The organism is Streptomyces sp. CBMA152 (assembly GCF_014596475.1).
GTDB lineage: Bacteria > Actinomycetota > Actinomycetes > Streptomycetales > Streptomycetaceae > Streptomyces.
Genome location: NZ_MECJ01000029.1, coordinates 207704 through 225984, shown reverse-complemented (window position 1 = coordinate 225984; position 18281 = coordinate 207704). Strand labels below are relative to the sequence as shown.

Annotated in this window: 14 protein-coding genes; 8 read left to right on the top strand and 6 right to left on the bottom strand. The window is 70.8% G+C overall.

The features are described from left to right. Positions 1 to 45 precede the first annotated feature (45 nt). Both BG418_RS28030 and BG418_RS28025 read left to right on the top strand, forming a co-directional pair. Positions 46 to 963, top strand: a complete 918-nt coding sequence (locus BG418_RS28030; RefSeq protein WP_188276787.1) for an NADP-dependent oxidoreductase — start codon at positions 46 to 48, stop codon at positions 961 to 963. A 142-nt stretch (positions 964 to 1105) separates the two neighbouring features. Beyond that, a complete protein-coding gene (locus BG418_RS28025) occupies positions 1106 to 3079 on the top strand; it encodes an FUSC family protein (protein ID WP_188276786.1) in 1974 nt (657 codons plus the stop codon). A 225-nt stretch (positions 3080 to 3304) separates the two neighbouring features. Here the strand turns inward: BG418_RS28025 and BG418_RS28020 are convergent, their stop codons facing one another. Together BG418_RS28020 and snpA are read right to left on the bottom strand one after the other, a co-directional pair. After that, positions 3305 to 3532: a hypothetical protein gene (locus BG418_RS28020; protein WP_188276785.1), complete on the bottom strand. Its 228-nt coding sequence runs from the start codon at positions 3530 to 3532 to the stop codon at positions 3305 to 3307. Between the two features lie 89 nt (positions 3533 to 3621). Further along, a complete protein-coding gene (gene snpA, locus BG418_RS28015; RefSeq protein WP_188276784.1) occupies positions 3622 to 4290 on the bottom strand; it encodes a snapalysin in 669 nt (222 codons plus the stop codon). A 210-nt stretch (positions 4291 to 4500) separates the two neighbouring features. Between snpA and BG418_RS28010 the strand changes: the two genes are divergently transcribed. From BG418_RS28010 to BG418_RS27995, 4 genes are all read left to right on the top strand, one after another. Next, entirely contained in the window at positions 4501 to 5607 is a 1107-nt protein-coding gene (locus BG418_RS28010; protein WP_188276783.1) for a LysR family transcriptional regulator, read from the top strand. A 204-nt stretch (positions 5608 to 5811) separates the two neighbouring features. Beyond that, positions 5812 to 7209 (top strand): VWA domain-containing protein, encoded by a 1398-nt coding sequence (locus BG418_RS28005; protein WP_188276782.1) that lies wholly within the window; start codon positions 5812 to 5814, stop codon positions 7207 to 7209. A gap of 131 nt (positions 7210 to 7340) precedes the next feature. Beyond that, positions 7341 to 8948 carry a methionine--tRNA ligase gene (gene metG, locus BG418_RS28000; protein WP_188276781.1) on the top strand — a complete coding sequence of 536 codons (1608 nt, stop codon included), beginning with the start codon at positions 7341 to 7343 and terminating at the stop codon, positions 8946 to 8948. Between the two features lie 136 nt (positions 8949 to 9084). Next, positions 9085 to 9234 (top strand): hypothetical protein, encoded by a 150-nt coding sequence (locus BG418_RS27995; protein WP_188276780.1) that lies wholly within the window; start codon positions 9085 to 9087, stop codon positions 9232 to 9234. A gap of 135 nt (positions 9235 to 9369) precedes the next feature. Here the strand turns inward: BG418_RS27995 and aspS are convergent, their stop codons facing one another. Beyond that, a complete protein-coding gene (aspS, locus tag BG418_RS27990; protein WP_188276779.1) occupies positions 9370 to 11139 on the bottom strand; it encodes an aspartate--tRNA ligase in 1770 nt (589 codons plus the stop codon). Positions 11140 to 11247: 108 nt separating this feature from the next. On the opposite strand from aspS, the gene BG418_RS27985 reads away from it, so the two are divergent. Next, positions 11248 to 13425: a SpoIIE family protein phosphatase gene (locus BG418_RS27985; protein WP_188276778.1), complete on the top strand. Its 2178-nt coding sequence runs from the start codon at positions 11248 to 11250 to the stop codon at positions 13423 to 13425. On the opposite strand, the gene BG418_RS27980 is transcribed toward BG418_RS27985, so the two are convergent. From BG418_RS27980 to BG418_RS27970, 3 genes are all read right to left on the bottom strand, one after another. After that, on the bottom strand, positions 13350 to 14459 hold the full coding sequence (locus BG418_RS27980; protein WP_188276777.1) for an AI-2E family transporter: 1110 nt from the start codon (positions 14457 to 14459) through the stop codon (positions 13350 to 13352). The two genes, BG418_RS27985 and BG418_RS27980, sit on opposite strands and share 76 nt — an antisense overlap. 238 nt (positions 14460 to 14697) lie before the next feature. Next, positions 14698 to 15654, bottom strand: coding sequence for a pirin family protein (locus BG418_RS27975; RefSeq protein ID WP_188276776.1), 957 nt, complete (start codon positions 15652 to 15654; stop codon positions 14698 to 14700). A gap of 182 nt (positions 15655 to 15836) precedes the next feature. Then, positions 15837 to 16289 carry an SseB family protein gene (locus BG418_RS27970; RefSeq protein ID WP_188276775.1) on the bottom strand — a complete coding sequence of 151 codons (453 nt, stop codon included), beginning with the start codon at positions 16287 to 16289 and terminating at the stop codon, positions 15837 to 15839. A 122-nt stretch (positions 16290 to 16411) separates the two neighbouring features. Here BG418_RS27970 and BG418_RS27965 point away from each other — a divergent pair, with 122 nt between their 5' ends. Further along, on the top strand, positions 16412 to 18241 hold the full coding sequence (locus BG418_RS27965) for an acyl-CoA dehydrogenase (RefSeq protein WP_188276774.1): 1830 nt from the start codon (positions 16412 to 16414) through the stop codon (positions 18239 to 18241). Positions 18242 to 18281 lie beyond the last annotated feature (40 nt).

Here is an 18281-nt window from a genome sequence, read left to right as displayed (position 1 = left end):
CGAGGATCGGAGCGTCCCCGGGGGCGGAGCAGGAGGCGTACGCGTATGCGCGCTGTCGCGGTGCAGACCTTCCGGGCCGAGCCGGAGCTCGTCCAGCTGCCCAAGCCCGAGCCCGGCCCCGGCGAAGTGCTCGTCAAGATCGACTATGCCGCCCTGAACCCCTTCGACTGGCAGGTCGCCGACGGGCTCCTGGACGGCCGGGTCCCGCATGTCTTCCCGCTGGTCCTCGGCCTGGACTTCGCCGGACGGGTGGACGTGGTCGGGCCGGGCGAGAACCGGTTCGTGGTCGGCGACGCGGTGTACGGCCAGGCGGGCCGCCCGCCGGTGGGCACGGGGACGTACGCGGAGTACGTAACCATGCCGCACGACACCACCATCGCCGGGGTCCCCGACGGGCTCGCGCTGCGGGCGGCCGCCGCCCTGCCCACGGCCGGGATGACCGCCCTGGAGATCCTGCGCACCACCACGCCCCTGGACCCGGGCGCGACCATGCTGGTCGTGGGCGCGGCGGGCGGGGTCGGCAGCGCGCTGACCCAACTGGCCGCCGCGCGCGACATCCGGGTGGTGGCGGCGGTGCGGGGCGACGAGCGGGAGCGGATGCGGGCGCTGGGCGCGGCGGTGAGCGTCGACACCACCGAGCAGTCGGTACGGGAGGCGTGCACGGGCGGGGTGGACGCGGTGGTCGACCTGGTGTCGGTGGACGCGGAGTCGTTCGGCGCGTACGCGGGTCTGCTGCGCTCGGGCGGGACCGCGCTGAGCACCCGGGGCGCGGCGGCCCCCGGACAGGGCGTCAACTTCCAGCTCACGGCGTCGGGCGCGCTGCTCGACGCGCTGGCGGCGGCCGCGCTCGCGGGCGAGGTGCACGTGCCCGTGGAAGCGGAATACCCGTTGGAGAAGGCACCGGAGGCACTGGCGCGGAACCGGTCGGGCGGGGCGCGCGGCAAGACGCTGTTCGTCCCGTAGGAATCGGCAGGTTTCCCGAAATCTTTTCCACACCCTGTGGAAAAGATTTCACGGCTCAGCGATTCACGATCCACGCACAAAGATCCATTGTGCCCAAGACCCGCCCAAAAGGACCCGACCGCAGTGATCGCATACTGATGCCATGGGTGATCAGCTCGACGTGGACGAGGGCCGGGACGGCCGGGGACGGGTGCGGCTCGCGCCGCCGCAGTGGCTGGTCAGCGGGTTGCGACCACAGAACACCCCGATTCCCTGGCCCGCCGTCGGGCGCGCCGGCATCGCCCTGGCCGCCCCGCTCGCCGTCGGCTTCGCCACCGACCAGACCGCGTACGGTGCGCTGGTGTCGATGGGCGCGCTGTCCGGGGTCATCGGCGACACGGCCGACGCGTACCGGATGCGGGTCTTCAACATCGCGGTGCCGCAGCTGTTCGGCGCGATCGGCGTCACGCTGGGCACGCTCGTGTACGGCGACGGCTGGCTCGCGGTCGGCGCGCTGACCCTGGTCGCGCTCGTCTCCGGGATGATCTCGTCGATCGGCGCGGTGGCCTCCGTATCGGGGCTGCTGCTTCTGCTGAACGCGGTGGTCGGGGCCGGGCTTCCGATGCCGTCGCCGTGGTGGAAGGCGCCGTTGCTGCTCTCCCTCGGCGGACTCTTCGTGCTGCTGCTGAGCCTGCTCGGCTGGCCGTGGCGCAACCGGGTCCCGGAACGCGCCGCCGTCGCCTCGACGTACCGGGCGGCCGCCGATCTGCTCGAAGCGGCGGGCACCACGGCGTACGACACCAAACGGCAGGCGGTCACGCAGTCGCTCAACACCGCGTACGACCTGGTGCTCGCCCGCCGCACCCGCGACCACGGCCGGCGCAGCCCATTGGTGCGGCTGCTCGCGCAGCTGAACGTGGTGATCCCGCTGGTGGAAGCGGCTCCGGCCGCGCATCTGCGGGGGCGCGCGCTGCCGCCCGAAATCCCTTTTGCCGTACGGGAGTTGGCGACAGCGGTGGAGGAGGGACGGACCGGTCCGGTCCCCGATCTCGCGCTGCCCGAGCCGGGCAAGCCGTCCGAGCGGGCCGTGGACGCGGCGCTTCGGCACGCGGCCGTCGTCGTGCACAAGCCGGACCCCGACCCGTACAACGTCGACGACCGGCTCGGCCGACCGGCGGCGCTGCGCATCCGGGTGCGGCGTGGTGCGCGCACCGTGCTGTTCTCCGAGTCGTCCTGGCGCTACGGTCTGCGGCTCGCGCTCTGCATCGGGCTGGCGCAGTCGCTGGTGTCGCTCGTCCCGGTGCCGCGCTCGTACTGGGTGGCGCTGACCGTCACGTTCGTCCTCAAGCCCGACTTCGGGTCGGTGTTCTCGCGGGCCGTGCTGCGCGCCCTTGGCACGGCGGTCGGGCTGGTCACGGCGGCGGCGGTGCTCTCGGAGGTGCCGCGCGGGTGGTGGGACGTGCCGGTGATGGTGGTGCTCGCGGCGCTGATCCCGGCGTTCTCGGCGAAGGGGTACGCGTTCCAGACGGCCGCGATCACCCCGGTGATCCTGCTGCTCTCCGACCTCCTCAACCACCAGGGGTTCCACCTGGTCCTGCCGCGCCTGTGGGACAGCCTGATCGGCTGCGGGATCTCGCTGGTCGCGGGGTATCTGCTGTGGCCGGAGAGCTGGCACACGCGGATCGGCGACCGGCTGGCCGATGCGGTGGCCGACGCTGCGGCGTATGTGGAGTACGCGTTCACTCAGGCGGCGGGTGACGACGCCGAGCGGGTCCGTCGACGCCGCCGCATCTACCGCGACCTGTCGGTGGTGCGGTCCGAGTTCCAGCGCGCGCTGACCGAGCCGCCGCCGGTGGGGGCGCGGGCGGCTGCGTGGTGGCCGCTGGTGGTTGCGGCGGAACGGATTGTCGATGCGACGACGGCTGCGCGGGTACGTGTGAACCATGGGGCGTCCCCGCCGACCCCGTCGGAGGTTTCCGATGCGTCGCGCGAGCTGCGAGAACTGGCCGAGGGCCTGCGCACCTCGGACACCCTGGTGGAGGTCCAGGCGGCCCTGACGGGCGACGAGACCGGTGTCCTGGCTCCGCTGCGCCATGAGATCCGGGCGGCGCGGGCGATCGCGTCCCCAGCGCGGTGATTCGCCTGCGGACCGTACGTGGCCGCGTCCTTTGGCCCCCCACCCCACCCCTTCCCGAAACTCTCCGAGGGATCTGGTCGGCTGCGGACCGTGCTGGGTTGCTCGCGCAGTTCCCCGCGCCCCTAGGTATTTAGGGGCGCGGGGAACTGCGCGGTCAGCCCCCACCGGCCCGCACCCGAACGACATCCGCCGGAGGCTTTCGGGAAGGGGTGGGGTGGGGAAAGGTCAGAACAGGGGCAACTGGCCCGGGAACGGGGCGACTTCGTAGCCGTCCAACGTTCGTTGGCCCGCGCCCTCCGGCGCCCGCCGCTTCGAGCCCGGACAGAGCGTCAGCTCCCCGCCGCCCACCACATACGTACGCGTACGCGGATCATGGCGTACGTACTTGCCCGCCACGACAGCCACGGCACGGCCGCACGACGGGCAGGGACGGCGGGGAGAGACACTCGGCATACCGTTCATGCTGCCAGAGGGGTACGACACACCACCCCCGGCGGCACGGGCACGGTCAAACGGCACACCGAGACCGCACAGCTACGGCATCACGCCACCGGCTTGAACGCGGAAGCCAGGCCGTACTGCCACAGCTGGTTCACCTGCGCCCGCTCGTTGCCGTCCGGGTACGGGTTGGTACACGACGGCCCGGGCCCGCCACCCGACATCAGCTCGCTGCACGGGCCGGAGTAGTGGTCCGGCAGACCGAGGACATGCCCGGTCTCGTGAGCGACGACGCGGACCGAGTAGTACTCCTGGTTCTGCTGGTAGTCGAGGAAGATGTACCCGTTGCCGTGCCCGTCCGTGGACGCGTACGAGCCCTGCGGGTCACTGCCCTCGTAGTACGAGAAGTCGGCGCCGCCGGAGGACTCCTGGAGCCGCACGTTCTGCACGGACGAGTTCCAGATCTGCGCGGCCTGGGCTATCTCGCTGCGGAAGCTGGGCGCGTTGTCGGTGCTGTAGGAGACGGTGACGGAGGCCGCGAGCGGGTGGGCGGCCCGCTTCTTGGCCACGGACTTCATGACGGCGTTGTAGAACGCCTTGTTGTTGGCGGCCTCCTTGGCGGAACCGGCGTACGCCGAGCCGTGCGAGACGTATGCCGGGGAAGAAGAGGAAGAAGGCGCGGTGGCGGCGTTGGCGGGGATGGCCCCGAGTCCGGCGAGCGCCAGACCCAGTGCGGTGGACAGGGAGAGGACGAGGGTCCTTTGGTGTCTCATGGGGGGCTCCTGGTCGTCCGTTCATGGCGGACCCCGGTGGGTTGCCGGGCGCCACGGTGGGTGCGGTCCCCGGTGGGTTGCCGGGGGCCACGGTGAGTGTCGGCGACCGAAGCGCGCCCCGGGATGATGACAACCGGCGATAACTCCGGGCTATCGGAGGGGATTCGGCCGTCTAGTGCGGGACATGACAATCCCTTTACCCTCGGAGCCATGGAGCTCGATGTGAGACATCTCCGCACCCTCTGCGCGATCGCGGAGACCGGCAGTCTGCACCGGGCCGCCCGGCGGCTCGGAACCAGCCAACCCGCGCTGACCACGCAACTGCGGCGCATCGAGCACTCGTTGGGCGGCCTGCTCTTCTTCCGCGAGCGCACCGGCTGCCGTCCGACCCCGCTCGGCCAGACCGTCCTGAGCCGCGCCCGCCCGCTGCTCGCGGGGATGGACGCGCTGGTCACCGAGGTACGGGCGGCCGCCGCCGGGGTCGACGGGCGGCCCCGGCTCCGGCTCGGCTCGACCGCCAGCCGGGCCATTCCGGGCTGGCTGCGGCGGCTGCGCGAACGCCTGCCCGGCACCGAGACCCAGCTCCACGTCGCCGTCTCCGCCAACGCCCTGCTCGGCCTGGTCGCGCTCGGCGAGCTCGACGTGGCCTTCGTGCACGAGGTGGAAGGGTGCCCGTTACGCGTCCCGGACGGCCTCGACCAGCGCGTACTCCTGGAGCGCGAGCCGCAGTTCATCTCGCTCTCCGTCGACCACCCGGCGGCCCGCCAGGACGTGGTGGAGCTCGCCGACCTCGCCGGGGACCGGTGGATGGTCGACCCGAGCGTCGACGGCGAATGGGACGGGCTGCGCCGGATGCTGACCGCCGCCGGGCTCAACCCCCGTGTGCTGCACGGCGATTACCTCACCGCCGCGAACCTGGTCGCCACCGGCGAGGTCGTCACCCCCTGCCAGCCGACCTCGCGGCCGCGCTCCGACATGGCGGTGCGCCCGCTGCGCGGCGACCCGCTGGGGGTACGGCTGCTGCTCGCCACCCGGCAGGGGGCGGACACGGAGCGGGAGGCGCTGTACGGGACGGTGCACTCGGCGCTGGAGGAGGCGTACTGGGAGGCGGCCCGGCAGTCCGCGCCCTACCGGGCGTGGCTGGCCCGGCCGCTGCTGCGCGCGTCGGGGGCACGGGGCCGCCAAGTGGCGTGGCAGGCGGCGCTGATGGAGCTGGAGCCCCGTTACGACGGAGGTCTCGACGGCGGACCCGGGCACGGTCCGGCCCGACGGGCGCACGGCCCGGGCGCGGGCCTCGGTCCTGCGGGCGGCCGGTGACGCGGGTGCCGTGGGTGTACACGGGTGATCCGGGGCGGCAGATCGCGCGGTGGCGTCGTGAGGTCGGCGCGACCGGTACGACGTCGTCCGCCCCCTGCCGAGGATGACCGGATCGGATCGCTAACCTTACGTGTCCGCGCTCGTGTCCCCCGCTCACGCGGCGTGGACGTGCATCGCACCCAACTTATGCGAAAGGCCTCGCCCATGGGCATTCGGAGCTTGCTGCGCAAAGTGTTCGGACGCGGTGACGCGGTGGCGTCGGACGAGGTGACGACTGCGGCCCCGGAGGCGTCGTCGACCGGGGAGTCGGCGTCGGCTCCGGCTTCCGTCGCCGTCGAGGAGTCGGCCCCGGCCTCGGTTTCCGCCTCGGTGGAGGAGTCGGCACCGGTCGCCGTCACGGTTCCGGCGCCCGCCGAGGAGGCCTCTGTCCCGGCCGAGAGCCCGGTCGTGCCGGCTCCGGCCCGGCGTGACCTGTCCCCGGCGGAGGAGCTGGTCGCGGCCGCTTTCGACGCTCCGTCGCGCCCGGCGGTCCCGGCCCCGTCCCGGCCGTCCGAGGACGCCCCGGTGTCCCGCCCGGAGGAGGACGCCCCGGCCTCCGCCCCGGCTGCCGAGCTGCCGCAGCCCCGGGCCGCGGAGTCGGAGCCGGAACCCGAGCCGATGCCCGAGCCGGCGCCCCTCCCGAAGCCCGAGCCCGAGCCCGAGCCGGTGCCCGATGCCGAGGTCGTGGTGGAGGTCGTGGCCGAGGTGGTCAAGGCCGAGGCCGTGGCCGAGGTCGTGGAGCCCGAGGTCGAGGTCGTGGCGGAGGCCGTCGTCGAGGTTCCGGCCGAGCCGGAGATCGTGGAGCCCGAGGTCGAGGTCGTCGAGGTCGTCGAAGTCGTCGAGGTTTCGGCCGAGGCCGAGACCGTAGTGGCCGAGCCGGAGACCGAGGCCGTGGTAGCCAAGGCCGCGCTCTCGCTGCCGCGCGTCAAGTCCCGTGCCCCCGGGCTCGTCGAGCACTACAAGGCCGCCGGGGTGCAGCTGCGCAAGGCGGGGCTCGTCGGGCAGCGGGCCCGGGTCTACCTCGTACTCGACCGGTCCGGGTCGATGCGGCCGTTCTACAAGGACGGCAGCGTCCAGCACCTCGCCGAGCAGACGCTCGCGCTCGCCGCGCACCTCGACGAGGACGCCACCGTCCACACCGTCTTCTTCTCCACCGAGCTGGACGGGACCGTCGACCTCTCCCTCACCTCGTACGAGAACGTCGTCGACGAGACGCACGCGGGGCTCGGGCGTATGGGGCGCACCAGCTATCACGTCGCCGTCGAGGCGGTCGTGGAGCACTACGAGAAGAGCCAGTACGAGGGTCCCGCGCTGGTGGTCTTCCAGACCGACGGCGCGCCGGACGCCAAGGTGGCGGCCCGCCAGGCGCTGGCCGACGCCTCCGGTGCGCCGGTGTTCTGGCAGTTCGTCGCCTTCGGGGACGACGACAGCAAGGCGTTCGACTTCCTGCGGAAGCTGGACGCGCCGAACGCCGCGTTCCTGCATGCGGGGCCCGCGCCGCGCGATCTGGCCGATGCCGCGTTCTACCAGGGCGTGCTGTCCGGGTTCGCCCAGCGGGACTAGGTAGGGGTCTTCTTTCGGGTGCGGGCCGTGGGGGCCGGCCGTTGCCGTGCCCCCGTCGGCCGCCGCCCTCACCCGCCGGTGCCGGTTTATGCGGGTGAGTGGATCTCCCGGGGCCCGTTAGGATTTCGACCATGGCGGCCACTGGATCCGAGAAGCAGGGGGCGAAGGCGTTTTACGTCTCGACCCCCATTTACTACGTCAACGACGCTCCTCACCTGGGCCACGCCTACACGACCGTCGCAGGCGACGTGCTCACGCGCTGGCACCGTCAGCGTGGCGAGAAGGTGTGGTACCTCACCGGCACGGACGAGCACGGTCAGAAGATCATGCGCACCGCGGAGGCGAACAACGTCACGCCGCAGGAGTGGTGCGACAAGCTCGTCGAGGAGGCCTGGAAGCCCCTCTGGGAGCACCTGGAGATCGCGAACGACGACTTCATCCGTACGACGGAGAAGCGGCACACCGACCGTGTGCAGGAGTTCGTCCAGGACCTGTACGACAAGGGCGAGATCTACAAGGGCGGCTACGAGGGCCCGTACTGCGTGGGCTGCGAGGAGTACAAGCTCCCGGGCGATCTCATCGAGGCCGAGGACGGCACCAAGCTGTGCCCCGTCCACAAGAAGCCGGTGGAGATCCTCAAGGAGGAGAACTACTTCTTCAAGCTCTCCGAGTACGGTCCGAAGCTGGTCGAGTTCTACGAGGCCAACCCCGGCTTCATCCAGCCCGAGTCGGCCCGCAACGAGGTCGTGAACTTCGTCAAGCAGGGCCTCCAGGACCTGTCGATCTCGCGCTCGACCTTCGACTGGGGCGTCCCGGTCCCGTGGGACGACAAGCACGTCATCTACGTGTGGATCGACGCCCTCCTGAACTACGCCACGGCCGTCGGCTACGGCTCGGACCAGGCGAAGTTCGACGAGACCTTCCCGGCCAACGTCCACCTCATCGGTAAGGACATCCTCCGCTTCCACGCGGTGATCTGGCCCGCGATGCTGATGGCGAACGGCCTGCCGGTGCCCGGCAAGGTCGCGGCCAACGGCTGGCTGATGGTCGGCGGCGAGAAGATGTCGAAGTCGAACCTGACGGGCATCAAGCCGCAGGACCTCACCTCGCACTTCGGCGTCGACGCCTACCGCTGGTACTTCCTGCGCGCCATCGCCTTCGGCCAGGACGGCTCGTTCTCCTGGGAGGACTTCACCGCCCGGTACACCTCCGAGCTCGCCAACGACTACGGCAACCTCGCCTCGCGCGTGGCGGCCATGGTCGGCAAGTACTTCGGCGGCACGCTGCCCGAGGCGACCGCCGCGGGCGAGGCCGAGCAGGCGATCGCCGACGGCATGGCGAAGGCCGTGGCCGAGGCGGACCGGAAGATCGGCGACGAGCTGGACTTCCAGGGCGGCATCCTCGCCGTCTTCGACTTCGTGAAGCAGGTCAACGGCTACATCACGGAGCAGGAGCCGTGGAAGGTGGCCAAGGACGAGTCGGAGGAGGGCAAGGCGCGCCTCGCGACCATCCTCTACACGGCCGCCGAGGCGCTGCGCGCGGTCGCCGTCCTGCTGAACCCGGTCATGCCGGACACCTCGCAGAAGCTGTGGGACTCGCTGGGCGCCGAGGTCGCGGACCTGGGCCCGCTGGCGGACCAGCGCGTGCAGGACGCGGGCCGCTGGGGCCAGCTGCCGGTCGGCGCGACGGTGACGAAGGGCGCGGTGCTGTTCCCCCGCCTGGAGGAGAAGCCCGCGTAGCCCGTACGCGATGAGAGTGTGAAGAAAGGCCCGGAAGCGGAATTCCGGGCCTTTCGCATGTACGAAACGGTTGCGGCTTCACCCGGCCGCGCGCACGCTGCACATGAGTCGGTACGTGCTTGAGGGGGTGCACGCCGTGACACGGAGTACGGACCAGCAGCAGGCGGAGGAGGACGCCCGGCGGCGCGAGGAGCTGCTGGCGAAGGTTCGCGAAGCGAACCGCCAGTCCGCCAACCGGCCGTGCGGCCCGCCTTCCCCGGATTTACCGTCCCGGGACGACGACTAGCGCGGCGACGTGGGGCCTGGTTCTTTGTCTGCGGGCCGGTGGGGGTTGCTCGCGCAGTTCCCCGCGCCCCTAAGTACCCAGGGGCGCGGGGAACTGCGCGCTCAGCCCACGACGGCCCGCGGACAAAGACCGGGCCTACTTCTCCCGCGCGACGGGCTTCCGCAGCTGGATGTTCAGTTCGCGCAGGCGGGTCTCGTCCAGCTCGGTAGGCGCGCCCATCATCAGGTCCTGCGCGTTGCCGTTGAGCGGGAACGCGATGGTCTCGCGGATGTTGGGCTCGTCGGCGAGCAGCATCACGATGCGGTCCACGCCGGGGGCGATGCCGCCGTGCGGCGGGGCGCCGTACTGGAAGGCGCGGAGCATGCCCGCGAACTCCTTCTCCACGGTCTCGCGGCTGTAGCCCGCGATCTCGAAGGCCTTGAACATGATGTCGGGCTCGTGGTTCCGGATGGCACCGGAGGACAGCTCGATGCCGTTGCAGACGATGTCGTACTGCCAGCCGAGGATGTCCAGCGGGTCCTGGTTCTCCAGGGCCTCAAGGCCGCCCTGCGGCATCGAGAACGGGTTGTGCGAGAAGTCGATCTTGCCGGTGTCCTCGTCCTTCTCGTACATCGGGAAGTCGACGATCCAGCAGAAGCGGAAGACGCCCTCCTCGAAGTGGCCGGCGCGCTTGGCCGCCTCGACGCGGACCGCGCCCATGATCTTGGAGACCTCGTCGTACTCGCCCGCGCCGAAGAACACGGCGTGACCGGCCTTCAGGCCCAGGCGCTCGGTGAGGACCTTGACGTTCTCCTCGGTGAGGAACTTGGCGATCGGGCCCGCGAACGCGCCGTCCTCGCCGACGCGGATCCAGGCCAGGCCCTTGGCGCCGTGCTCCACCGCGTACTCGCCCAGGCCGTCGAAGAACTTGCGGGACTGGCCCGCGACGTCCGGCACCGGCAGCGCGCGCACGTGCTTGCCCGCGAACGCCTTGAACTCCGAGCCCTCGAAGACGTCGGTGATGTCGACGAGTTCGAGCTGGGCGCGCAGGTCCGGCTTGTCGTTGCCGTACTTCAGCATCGACTCGCGGAACGGGATGCGCGGGAACGGCGAGGTGACGTGGCGGCCGCCGCCGAACTCCTCGAAGAGCTCGGTCATCAGCTTCTCGACGGGCTGGAAGATGTCCTCCTGCTCGACGAAGCTCATCTCGATGTCGAGCTGGTAGAACTCGCCCGGCGAGCGGTCCGCGCGGGCGTCCTCGTCGCGGAAGCAGGGCGCGATCTGGAAGTAGCGGTCGAAGCCGGAGATCATCAGCAGCTGCTTGAACTGCTGCGGGGCCTGCGGCAGCGCGTAGAACTTGCCGGGGTTCAGCCGGGACGGGACGACGAAGTCGCGGGCGCCCTCGGGGGAGGTCGCGGCGAGGATCGGGGTCGCCATCTCGTTGAAGCCGAGCGCGGTCATCTTGTGGCGCATCGCCGAGATGACGGCGGAGCGCAGCATGATGTTGCGGTGCATGCGCTCGCGGCGCAGGTCGAGGAAGCGGTACTCCAGGCGCCGCTCCTCGTTGACACCGTCGTCCGCGTTGATCGTGAACGGCAGCGGGGCGGCCGCGCCCAGCACCTCGACCTCGCCGACCTCGATCTCGATCTCGCCGGTCGGCAGCTCCGCGTTCACGTTCTCCGCGCCGCGCGAGACGACCTTGCCGTCGATACGGACGACCGTCTCCTTGGAGAGCTTGTCCAGCACCTCGGCGCCGGCCGTGCCCGGGCGGGCGACCAGCTGCGTGATGCCGTGGTGGTCGCGCAGATCGATGAAGAGGATGCCGCCCAGGTCACGGCGATTGTGCAGCCAGCCGCTCAGCCGTACGTCGGCTCCGACGGCGGAGGCGCGGAGCTCGCCGCAGGTGTGGGACCTGTACCGATGCATTTTCTTCATCCAGTTCTTCGCGTGACAGGCGGGAAACAGTCCCTCCAGGTTACCGGCCGGGCCGTACAGCTCTCGCCGGTATAAATCCGGCTGCATAGAGTGGGGATCATGCGCACCGAGGACGTCCTGGCTGCGATCGCCACCGGGCTGTGGCGCTGGGACAACGCGTCCGGAACGGTCACGGTCGACGCCGAGGCCGCCCGCCTGCTCGGTCTGCCCGCCGAGAGGGCCGTGCTCACCGAGGCCGCCGTGCGCGCCCGCTTCCACCCGGTCGACTGGAACGAGGTCGACGGGATCGTGAACCTCGCGGTCGCCGAGGGCACCCTCGCCGAGGCCCGGATGCGGATCATGGACGAGAACGGCCGGGTGCTGCGGACCGTACGCAGCCGCTCGAAACCGCTGATCAAGGACACCGCCGACGGTGTGAACTACGTCCTGGTCGGCACCATCCAGGAGGTCGCCGAGCCGCAGCCCGGCACCACCGCCGCGCAGGCCTCCATCACCGGCGACTGGCGCCGCTCCCGGGAGGCGTTCCTCCTTGACGCGGGCCGGGCGCTGGCCGAGGCGCGGTCCACCGCCGAGGTGCTGCGGGTCGCCGCCTCGCTGTCCATGCCGGGTTTCTCGCCGGACGGGCTCGCCGTCTTCGGCGTCGCGGGCGACCGTCTGTCGATCATCGGCCACCACGGGCACAACCCGGGCGACGACGGCCCCTTCGCCGACCTCCAGCTGGACACCGACTACCCGGCGACCGACGTGGTGCGCACCGGCCGGGCCATCTATCTGCCCACCCCCGAGGAGTACCGCCGCCGCTACCCGGCCACCTGGCCGCTGGCGCAGCGCTTCGACCGGCAGTCCTGGGCGTTCCTGCCGCTGATCGTGGCCGGGAAGACCATGGGCGCCTGGATGGCCGCGTTCAAGCACCCGGTGGCGTTCACGCCCGACGAGCGCTCGGTCCTCACGACCGTGGCTCGGATGCTCGCCCAGGCCCTGGCACGTGCGGGCGAGGCGGAGTCCGAGCGGGAGCTCTCGCTGGGCCTGCAGCGCTCGATGATGCCGACCCTCGGCCCCGAGATCCCCGGTATGACGGTCGCGGCGCGTTATGTGCCGACCGGCGGCGGGCTCCAGGTCGGCGGCGACTGGTACGACATGATCCCGCTGCCCAACGGCAGATTCGCGCTGGTCATCGGCGATGTGCAGGGCCATGACGTACGGGCGGCGGGGCTGATGGGCCAGCTGCGGATCGCGCTGCGGGCGTACGCGAGCGAGGGCCACCGCCCCGACGCGGTCCTCTCGCGCGCCTCGCGTTTCCTGTCCGGGATCACCGAGTCGTACGGGGAGTCCTACGGTGAGGCCGACGACCATCCGCGCTTCGCGACCTGCCTCTACATCGAGGTCGATCCGCTCACCGGCACGCTCGACATCGCCCGGGCCGGGCATCCGGACCCGGTGATCCGTACGACCGAGGGCACGGCCCTCATACGCCAGACGGCCGGTGGCCTGCCGCTGGGCATCGAGGCGGACTCGGACTACCCGACCACCCGGCTCGTCCTGGAGCCCGGCGAGACGATGATGCTCTGCACCGACGGGCTGATCGAGACCGGCGGCCACGACATGGCCTCGGGCTGGACCCGGCTGCGTCCGGTCCTGGAGGAGGACACCAACGACAACCTGGAGAAGCTGGCGGACGCCCTGGTCCAGGCGGTGCACGGCCCCTCCTCGTACCACACCGTGGGCCCGCTGGCCGATCGCCGCGAGGACGACATCGCGGTGCTGCTGCTGTGCCGCAACAGCGACGCGTGCGGCTGCGGCACGGCCGCCGGCACCGGTCTGCCCCCCGCCCGCCGCACCGCCCTGACCGTCGCCCAGGCCGAGCCGCACCGCATCGCGGGCGCCCGCCGCGAACTGCGCGAGCTGCTGCACGACTGGGCCGACGAGGAGCAGATCGACTCGGCGGTCCTGATGGTCTCCGAGATGGTCACCAACGTCCTGGTCCACACCGACGGCGACGCCCTCCTGGTCGCCGAGGCCACCGGCGCCCCCGGCACCCGCCGGCTGCGCGTGGAGGTGGCCGACGCCAGCGACGACCTCCCCCACAAGCGCCGCCCGGGCGAGATGGCCTCCAGCGGACGCGGCCTGGTGCTGATGGAGATGCTGGCGGAGCGGTGGGGGGTGGACCCGAGGGGCGAGGGGAAGTCGATCTGGTTCGAGATCTACGAGGGGGAGGCGTCCGGGGGTTCGGCGGGCGACGGGCCGGGTGACCCGGTCGGCTCCTCCTCCGAGGCGTAACGCTTCCGCAGCTCGCTCAGCACCCCGAACCCGGCGGCCGCGACCGGCACGGCGAGGAGCATCCCCAGCAGCCCGGCGACGCTCGCCCCGGCCGTGATCGCGATCATCACCATCGCCGGATGCATCTGCACGGTCCGGCTCTGGATCACCGGTTGCAGGATGTGCCCCTCCAGCTGCTGTACGGCGAGGACGACCCCGATGGTCCACAGCGCGGTCCCGACCCCCCGGTCGGCGAGCGCGACCAGCACGGCGACGGCGCCGGAGACGAAGGCGCCGAGATACGGGATGTACGCGCCGATGAACACCAGCGCGCCCAGACCGACCGCGCCCGGCACCCGCAGGATGAGCAGTCCGACCGTGATGCACACCGCGTCGATGAGCGCGATGAGCGTCGTCCCCCGCATGAACCCCTCCACCGCCTCGAACGCCCGCCGGGCCATGGCCTCGACGAGGTGGCCGGTGCCGCGCGGGGCCAACGAGTGGGCGAGGTGGACGGCCCGGTCGGAGTCCTTGAGGAAGAAGAAGGTCAGCAGCAGCGACAGCACTCCGGTCGCGACCAGTGTCCCGATCACGCTGAGCCCGGCGAGCAGCCCGGACGCGGCCGAGGCGCCGAACTTGGACAGGAGCTTCTTGGCGTTGTCGGCGAGGCTGGACACCCCGTCGCCGCTCGCCACCCCGAAGTGGTCGGCCAGCCACTGCCCGGCCTGCCGCAGCGACTCGATGATCTGGTCGCCGGAGTCGATGAGCGCGGTGACCACGATGTACCCGGTGCCGCCGACGACGGCGATGAGCGCGACGCAGGTGAGCCCGGCGGCGAGCGAGCGCCGCAGCCTGAACCTGAGCAGCCACCGGAACACCGGCCCGAGCAGCGCGGTGCCGAGCAGCGCGAGCAGCACGGGGGTGACGGCGGTCTTGAAGACCACGCAGAGCCAGATGCCGACGGCGGCGACGCCCGTGACCAGCAGGATGACGACGCACCAGGCGGCGGTCCGCCGCGCGGCGTCGGGCAGCAGTGGCTTACGCGTCGACTCCACGGCCCCAGCGCACCACGCGGTGTGCCGCGCCGCCCGCCGTGGGCGTCCGCCCGGGTTCGTCGGCTGCGTGCCGGTGGGGGTTGCTCGCGCAGTTCCCCGCGCCCCTCATGGGCCCGAAGGGCCCTCCTAGGGGCGCGGGGAACTGCGCGACCAGCCCGGCACGGTCCGCAGCCAAAGAACGGGCTCCGGGGCGCAGCCCCGCTCGGGGTCTGGGGCGCAGCCCCCGGGGAAGGGGCGGCTACATCCCGTGGACCGCCGGGATCGTGCCCAGCAAGCCCTTCTGGAAGTCGTCGAACGCCTGCTGCAGCTCCTCGCGGGTGTTCATCACGAACGGCCCGTAGTGCGCCATCGGCTCACGGATCGGGCGGCCGCCCAGGAGGACGATCTCCAGGTCCGGCGTGTGCCCGTCCTGCTTCTCGTCCGCGCGGACCGTCAGCGACCCGCCGTCGCCGAACACCGCGGTCTGCCCCATCTGGACCGGCCGACGCCCCGTACCCACCGAACCGCGCCCGGCCAGCACGTACGCCAGCCCGTTGAAGTCCGACCGCCAGGGAAGCGTGATCTCCGCGCCCGGCCGGATCGTGGCGTGGATCATCGTGATCGGGGTGTGCGTGATGCCCGGCCCCTCATGGCCGTCCAGCTCGCCCGCGATCACGCGGAGCAGCGCACCCCCGTCCGGCGAGGTGAGCAGCTGGACCTGGCCGCCCCGGATGTCCTGGTAGCGCGGGTCCATCATCTTGTCGGCGGCGGGGAGGTTGACCCACAGCTGGAGGCCGTGGAAGAGCCCGCCCGACGTCACCAGGGACTCCGGCGGCGCCTCGATGTGCAGCAGGCCGGAGCCCGCCGTCATCCACTGCGTGTCGCCGTTCATGATCGTGCCGCCGCCACCGTTGCTGTCCTGGTGGACGAAGGTCCCGTCGATCAGGTACGTCACGGTCTCGAAGCCGCGGTGCGGGTGCCACGGGGTGCCCTTGGGCTCGCCCGGCGCGTACTCCACCTCACCCATCTGGTCCATCATGATGAACGGGTCGAGGTACTGGTAGTTGATCCCGGCGAACGCGCGTCGCACCGGGAAACCCTCCCCCTCGAAGCCGCCCGGCGCCGTGGTCACGGCGAGCACGGGACGCGGCACCGCACCCTGCGGCGCGACCACGCGCGGCAGGGTCAACGGGTTCTCGACGGTCACAGCAGGCATGGGACGGCCCTCCTCGGGGGATGCTCAGCATCCAAAGTAGTTGAATGGTGAACAGTCGGCAAGGCGCGACGATTCCCGAGAGGACTACAGGGGTCTTCCGGGGGCACCCACCCCCGTAAAAATCGGCCGGAAATCAGGCCGGAAGCATCAGCCGCACACCGACCTCGGCCCGTACAGACGACTCAGCCGTACATCCGCCGCATCGCGAAGTCCACCATCTGCTCGACCGCCTTCGCGTCGAAGACCATCCGGTGGTCGCCCTCCATGTCGAGGACGAAGCCGTACCCCGTGGGGAGCAGGTCGATGACCTCGGCCCCGGTGATCACGAAGTACTTGGACTCCTTGCCCGCGTACCGCCGAAGCTCCTTCAGCGACGTGAACATGGGGATGACCGGCTGCTGCGTGTTGTGCAGCGCCAGGAATCCGGGGTTGTCGCCGCGCGGGCAGTAGACCTTCGAGCCCGCGAAGATCTGCTGGAAGTCCTCGGCCGACAGCGAGCCCGTGGTGAACGCCCGCACCGCGTCCGCGAGCGACGGCGGCGACGGCTCGGGGTACAGCGGCTGCTCCCCGTAGGAAGGCTGCTGCGGCTGGGCGTACTGCTGCTGAGCACCCTGGTTCTGGTCGTAGCCGTACATGGGCGCAAGAGTAGTGCGCCACATATGTGCCCAGAGGGGTTGCGTCTTATTACCGACGGGTAGCATCATCGTAGCTACTTGCTGGTAGAGATGTAACCGATCCTGCTTACGGAGCCGTCGCCATGGGGCACTACAAGTCGAATCTCCGCGACATCGAGTTCAACCTCTTCGAGGTCCTCGGCCGCGACAAGCTGTACGGCACCGGCCCGTTCGCCGAGATGGACGTCGACACCGCCAAGTCCATCCTGGACGAGATCGCGCGCCTGGCCGAGAACGAGCTGGCCGACTCCTTCGCCGACGCGGACCGCAACCCGCCGGTGTTCGACCCGGAGACCAACACCGCGCCGGTTCCGGAGTCCTTCAAGAGCTCCTTCAAGGCGTTCATGGACTCCGAGTACTGGCGTCTGGGCCTGCCGGAGGAGATCGGCGGCACCGTCTCGCCGCGCTCCCTGATCTGGGCGTACGCGGAGCTGCTGCTCGGCGCCAACCCGGCGATCTGGATGTACTCGTCCGGTCCGGCGTTCGCGGGCATCCTGCACGACGAGGGCAACGAGGCGCAGAAGAAGATCGCGCAGATCGCCGTCGAGAAGCAGTGGGGCTCGACGATGGTCCTGACCGAGCCCGACGCGGGCTCGGACGTCGGCGCCGGCCGCACCAAGGCCGTCCAGCAGGACGACGGCTCCTGGCACATCGAGGGCGTGAAGCGCTTCATCACGTCCGGCGAGCACGACATGTCGGAGAACATCCTCCACTACGTGCTGGCGCGCCCCGAGGGCCACGGCCCCGGCACCAAGGGCCTCTCCCTCTTCCTGGTCCCGAAGTTCCACTTCGACTGGGAGACCGGCGAGCTGGGCGAGCGCAACGGCGTGTACGCGACGAACGTCGAGCACAAGATGGGCCTCAAGGCCTCCAACACGTGCGAGATGACGTTCGGCGACCAGCACCCCGCCAAGGGCTGGCTGATCGGCGACAAGCACGACGGCATCCGCCAGATGTTCATGATCATCGAGTTCGCCCGCATGATGGTCGGCACGAAGGCCATCGCGACGCTGTCGACGGGTTACCTCAACGCGCTTGAGTACGCCAAGGAGCGCGTCCAGGGCAGCGACCTCTCGCAGTTCATGGACAAGACCGCGCCGAAGGTGACGATCACCCACCACCCGGACGTGCGCCGCTCGCTGATGACGCAGAAGGCGTACGCCGAGGGCATGCGCTCGCTCGTCCTCTACACCGCCGCCGTCCAGGACGCGATCCAGGTCAAGGAGGCCGCGGGCGAGGACGCCAAGGCGCTCGTCGGCCTCAACGACCTGCTCCTGCCGATCGTGAAGGGCTACGGCTCGGAGAAGTCGTACGAGAAGCTCTCCTCCGAGTCGCTGCAGACCTTCGGCGGCTCCGGGTACCTCCAGGAGTACCCGATCGAGCAGTACATCCGCGACGCCAAGATCGACACGCTCTACGAGGGCACCACGGCGATCCAGGGCCAGGACTTCTTCTTCCGGAAGATCGTCCGCGACCAGGGCGCCTCGCTCAACCTCCTCTCCGAGGAGATCAAGAAGTTCCTCGCCGAGCAGTCGGGCAACGAGGAGCTGGGCGGCGCGCTCGACTCGCTGGCCAAGGCCGCGGTGGACCTGGAGGCGATCGTCGGCGCGATGATCACCGACCTGACCGCCACGGGCGAGGACGTCAAGAACATCTACAAGGTGGGCCTCAACACCACCCGCCTGCTGATGGCCTCGGGCGACGTCGTCGTCGGCTACCTGCTCCTCAAGAGCGCGGCCGTCGCCGCCGAGAAGCTTCCGTCGGCCTCCGCGAAGGACGTCCCGTTCTACACGGGCAAGATCGCGGCCGCGAAGTTCTTCGCCGCGAACGTGCTGCCGGGTGTGGGCGCGGCGCGTGCGCTGGCCGAGACGGTCGACCTGTCGCTGATGGAGCTGGACGAGTCGGCGTTCTAGTCCACGTTCCAAGGGCTTCCGCTCGACGCGGTCCGCCCGA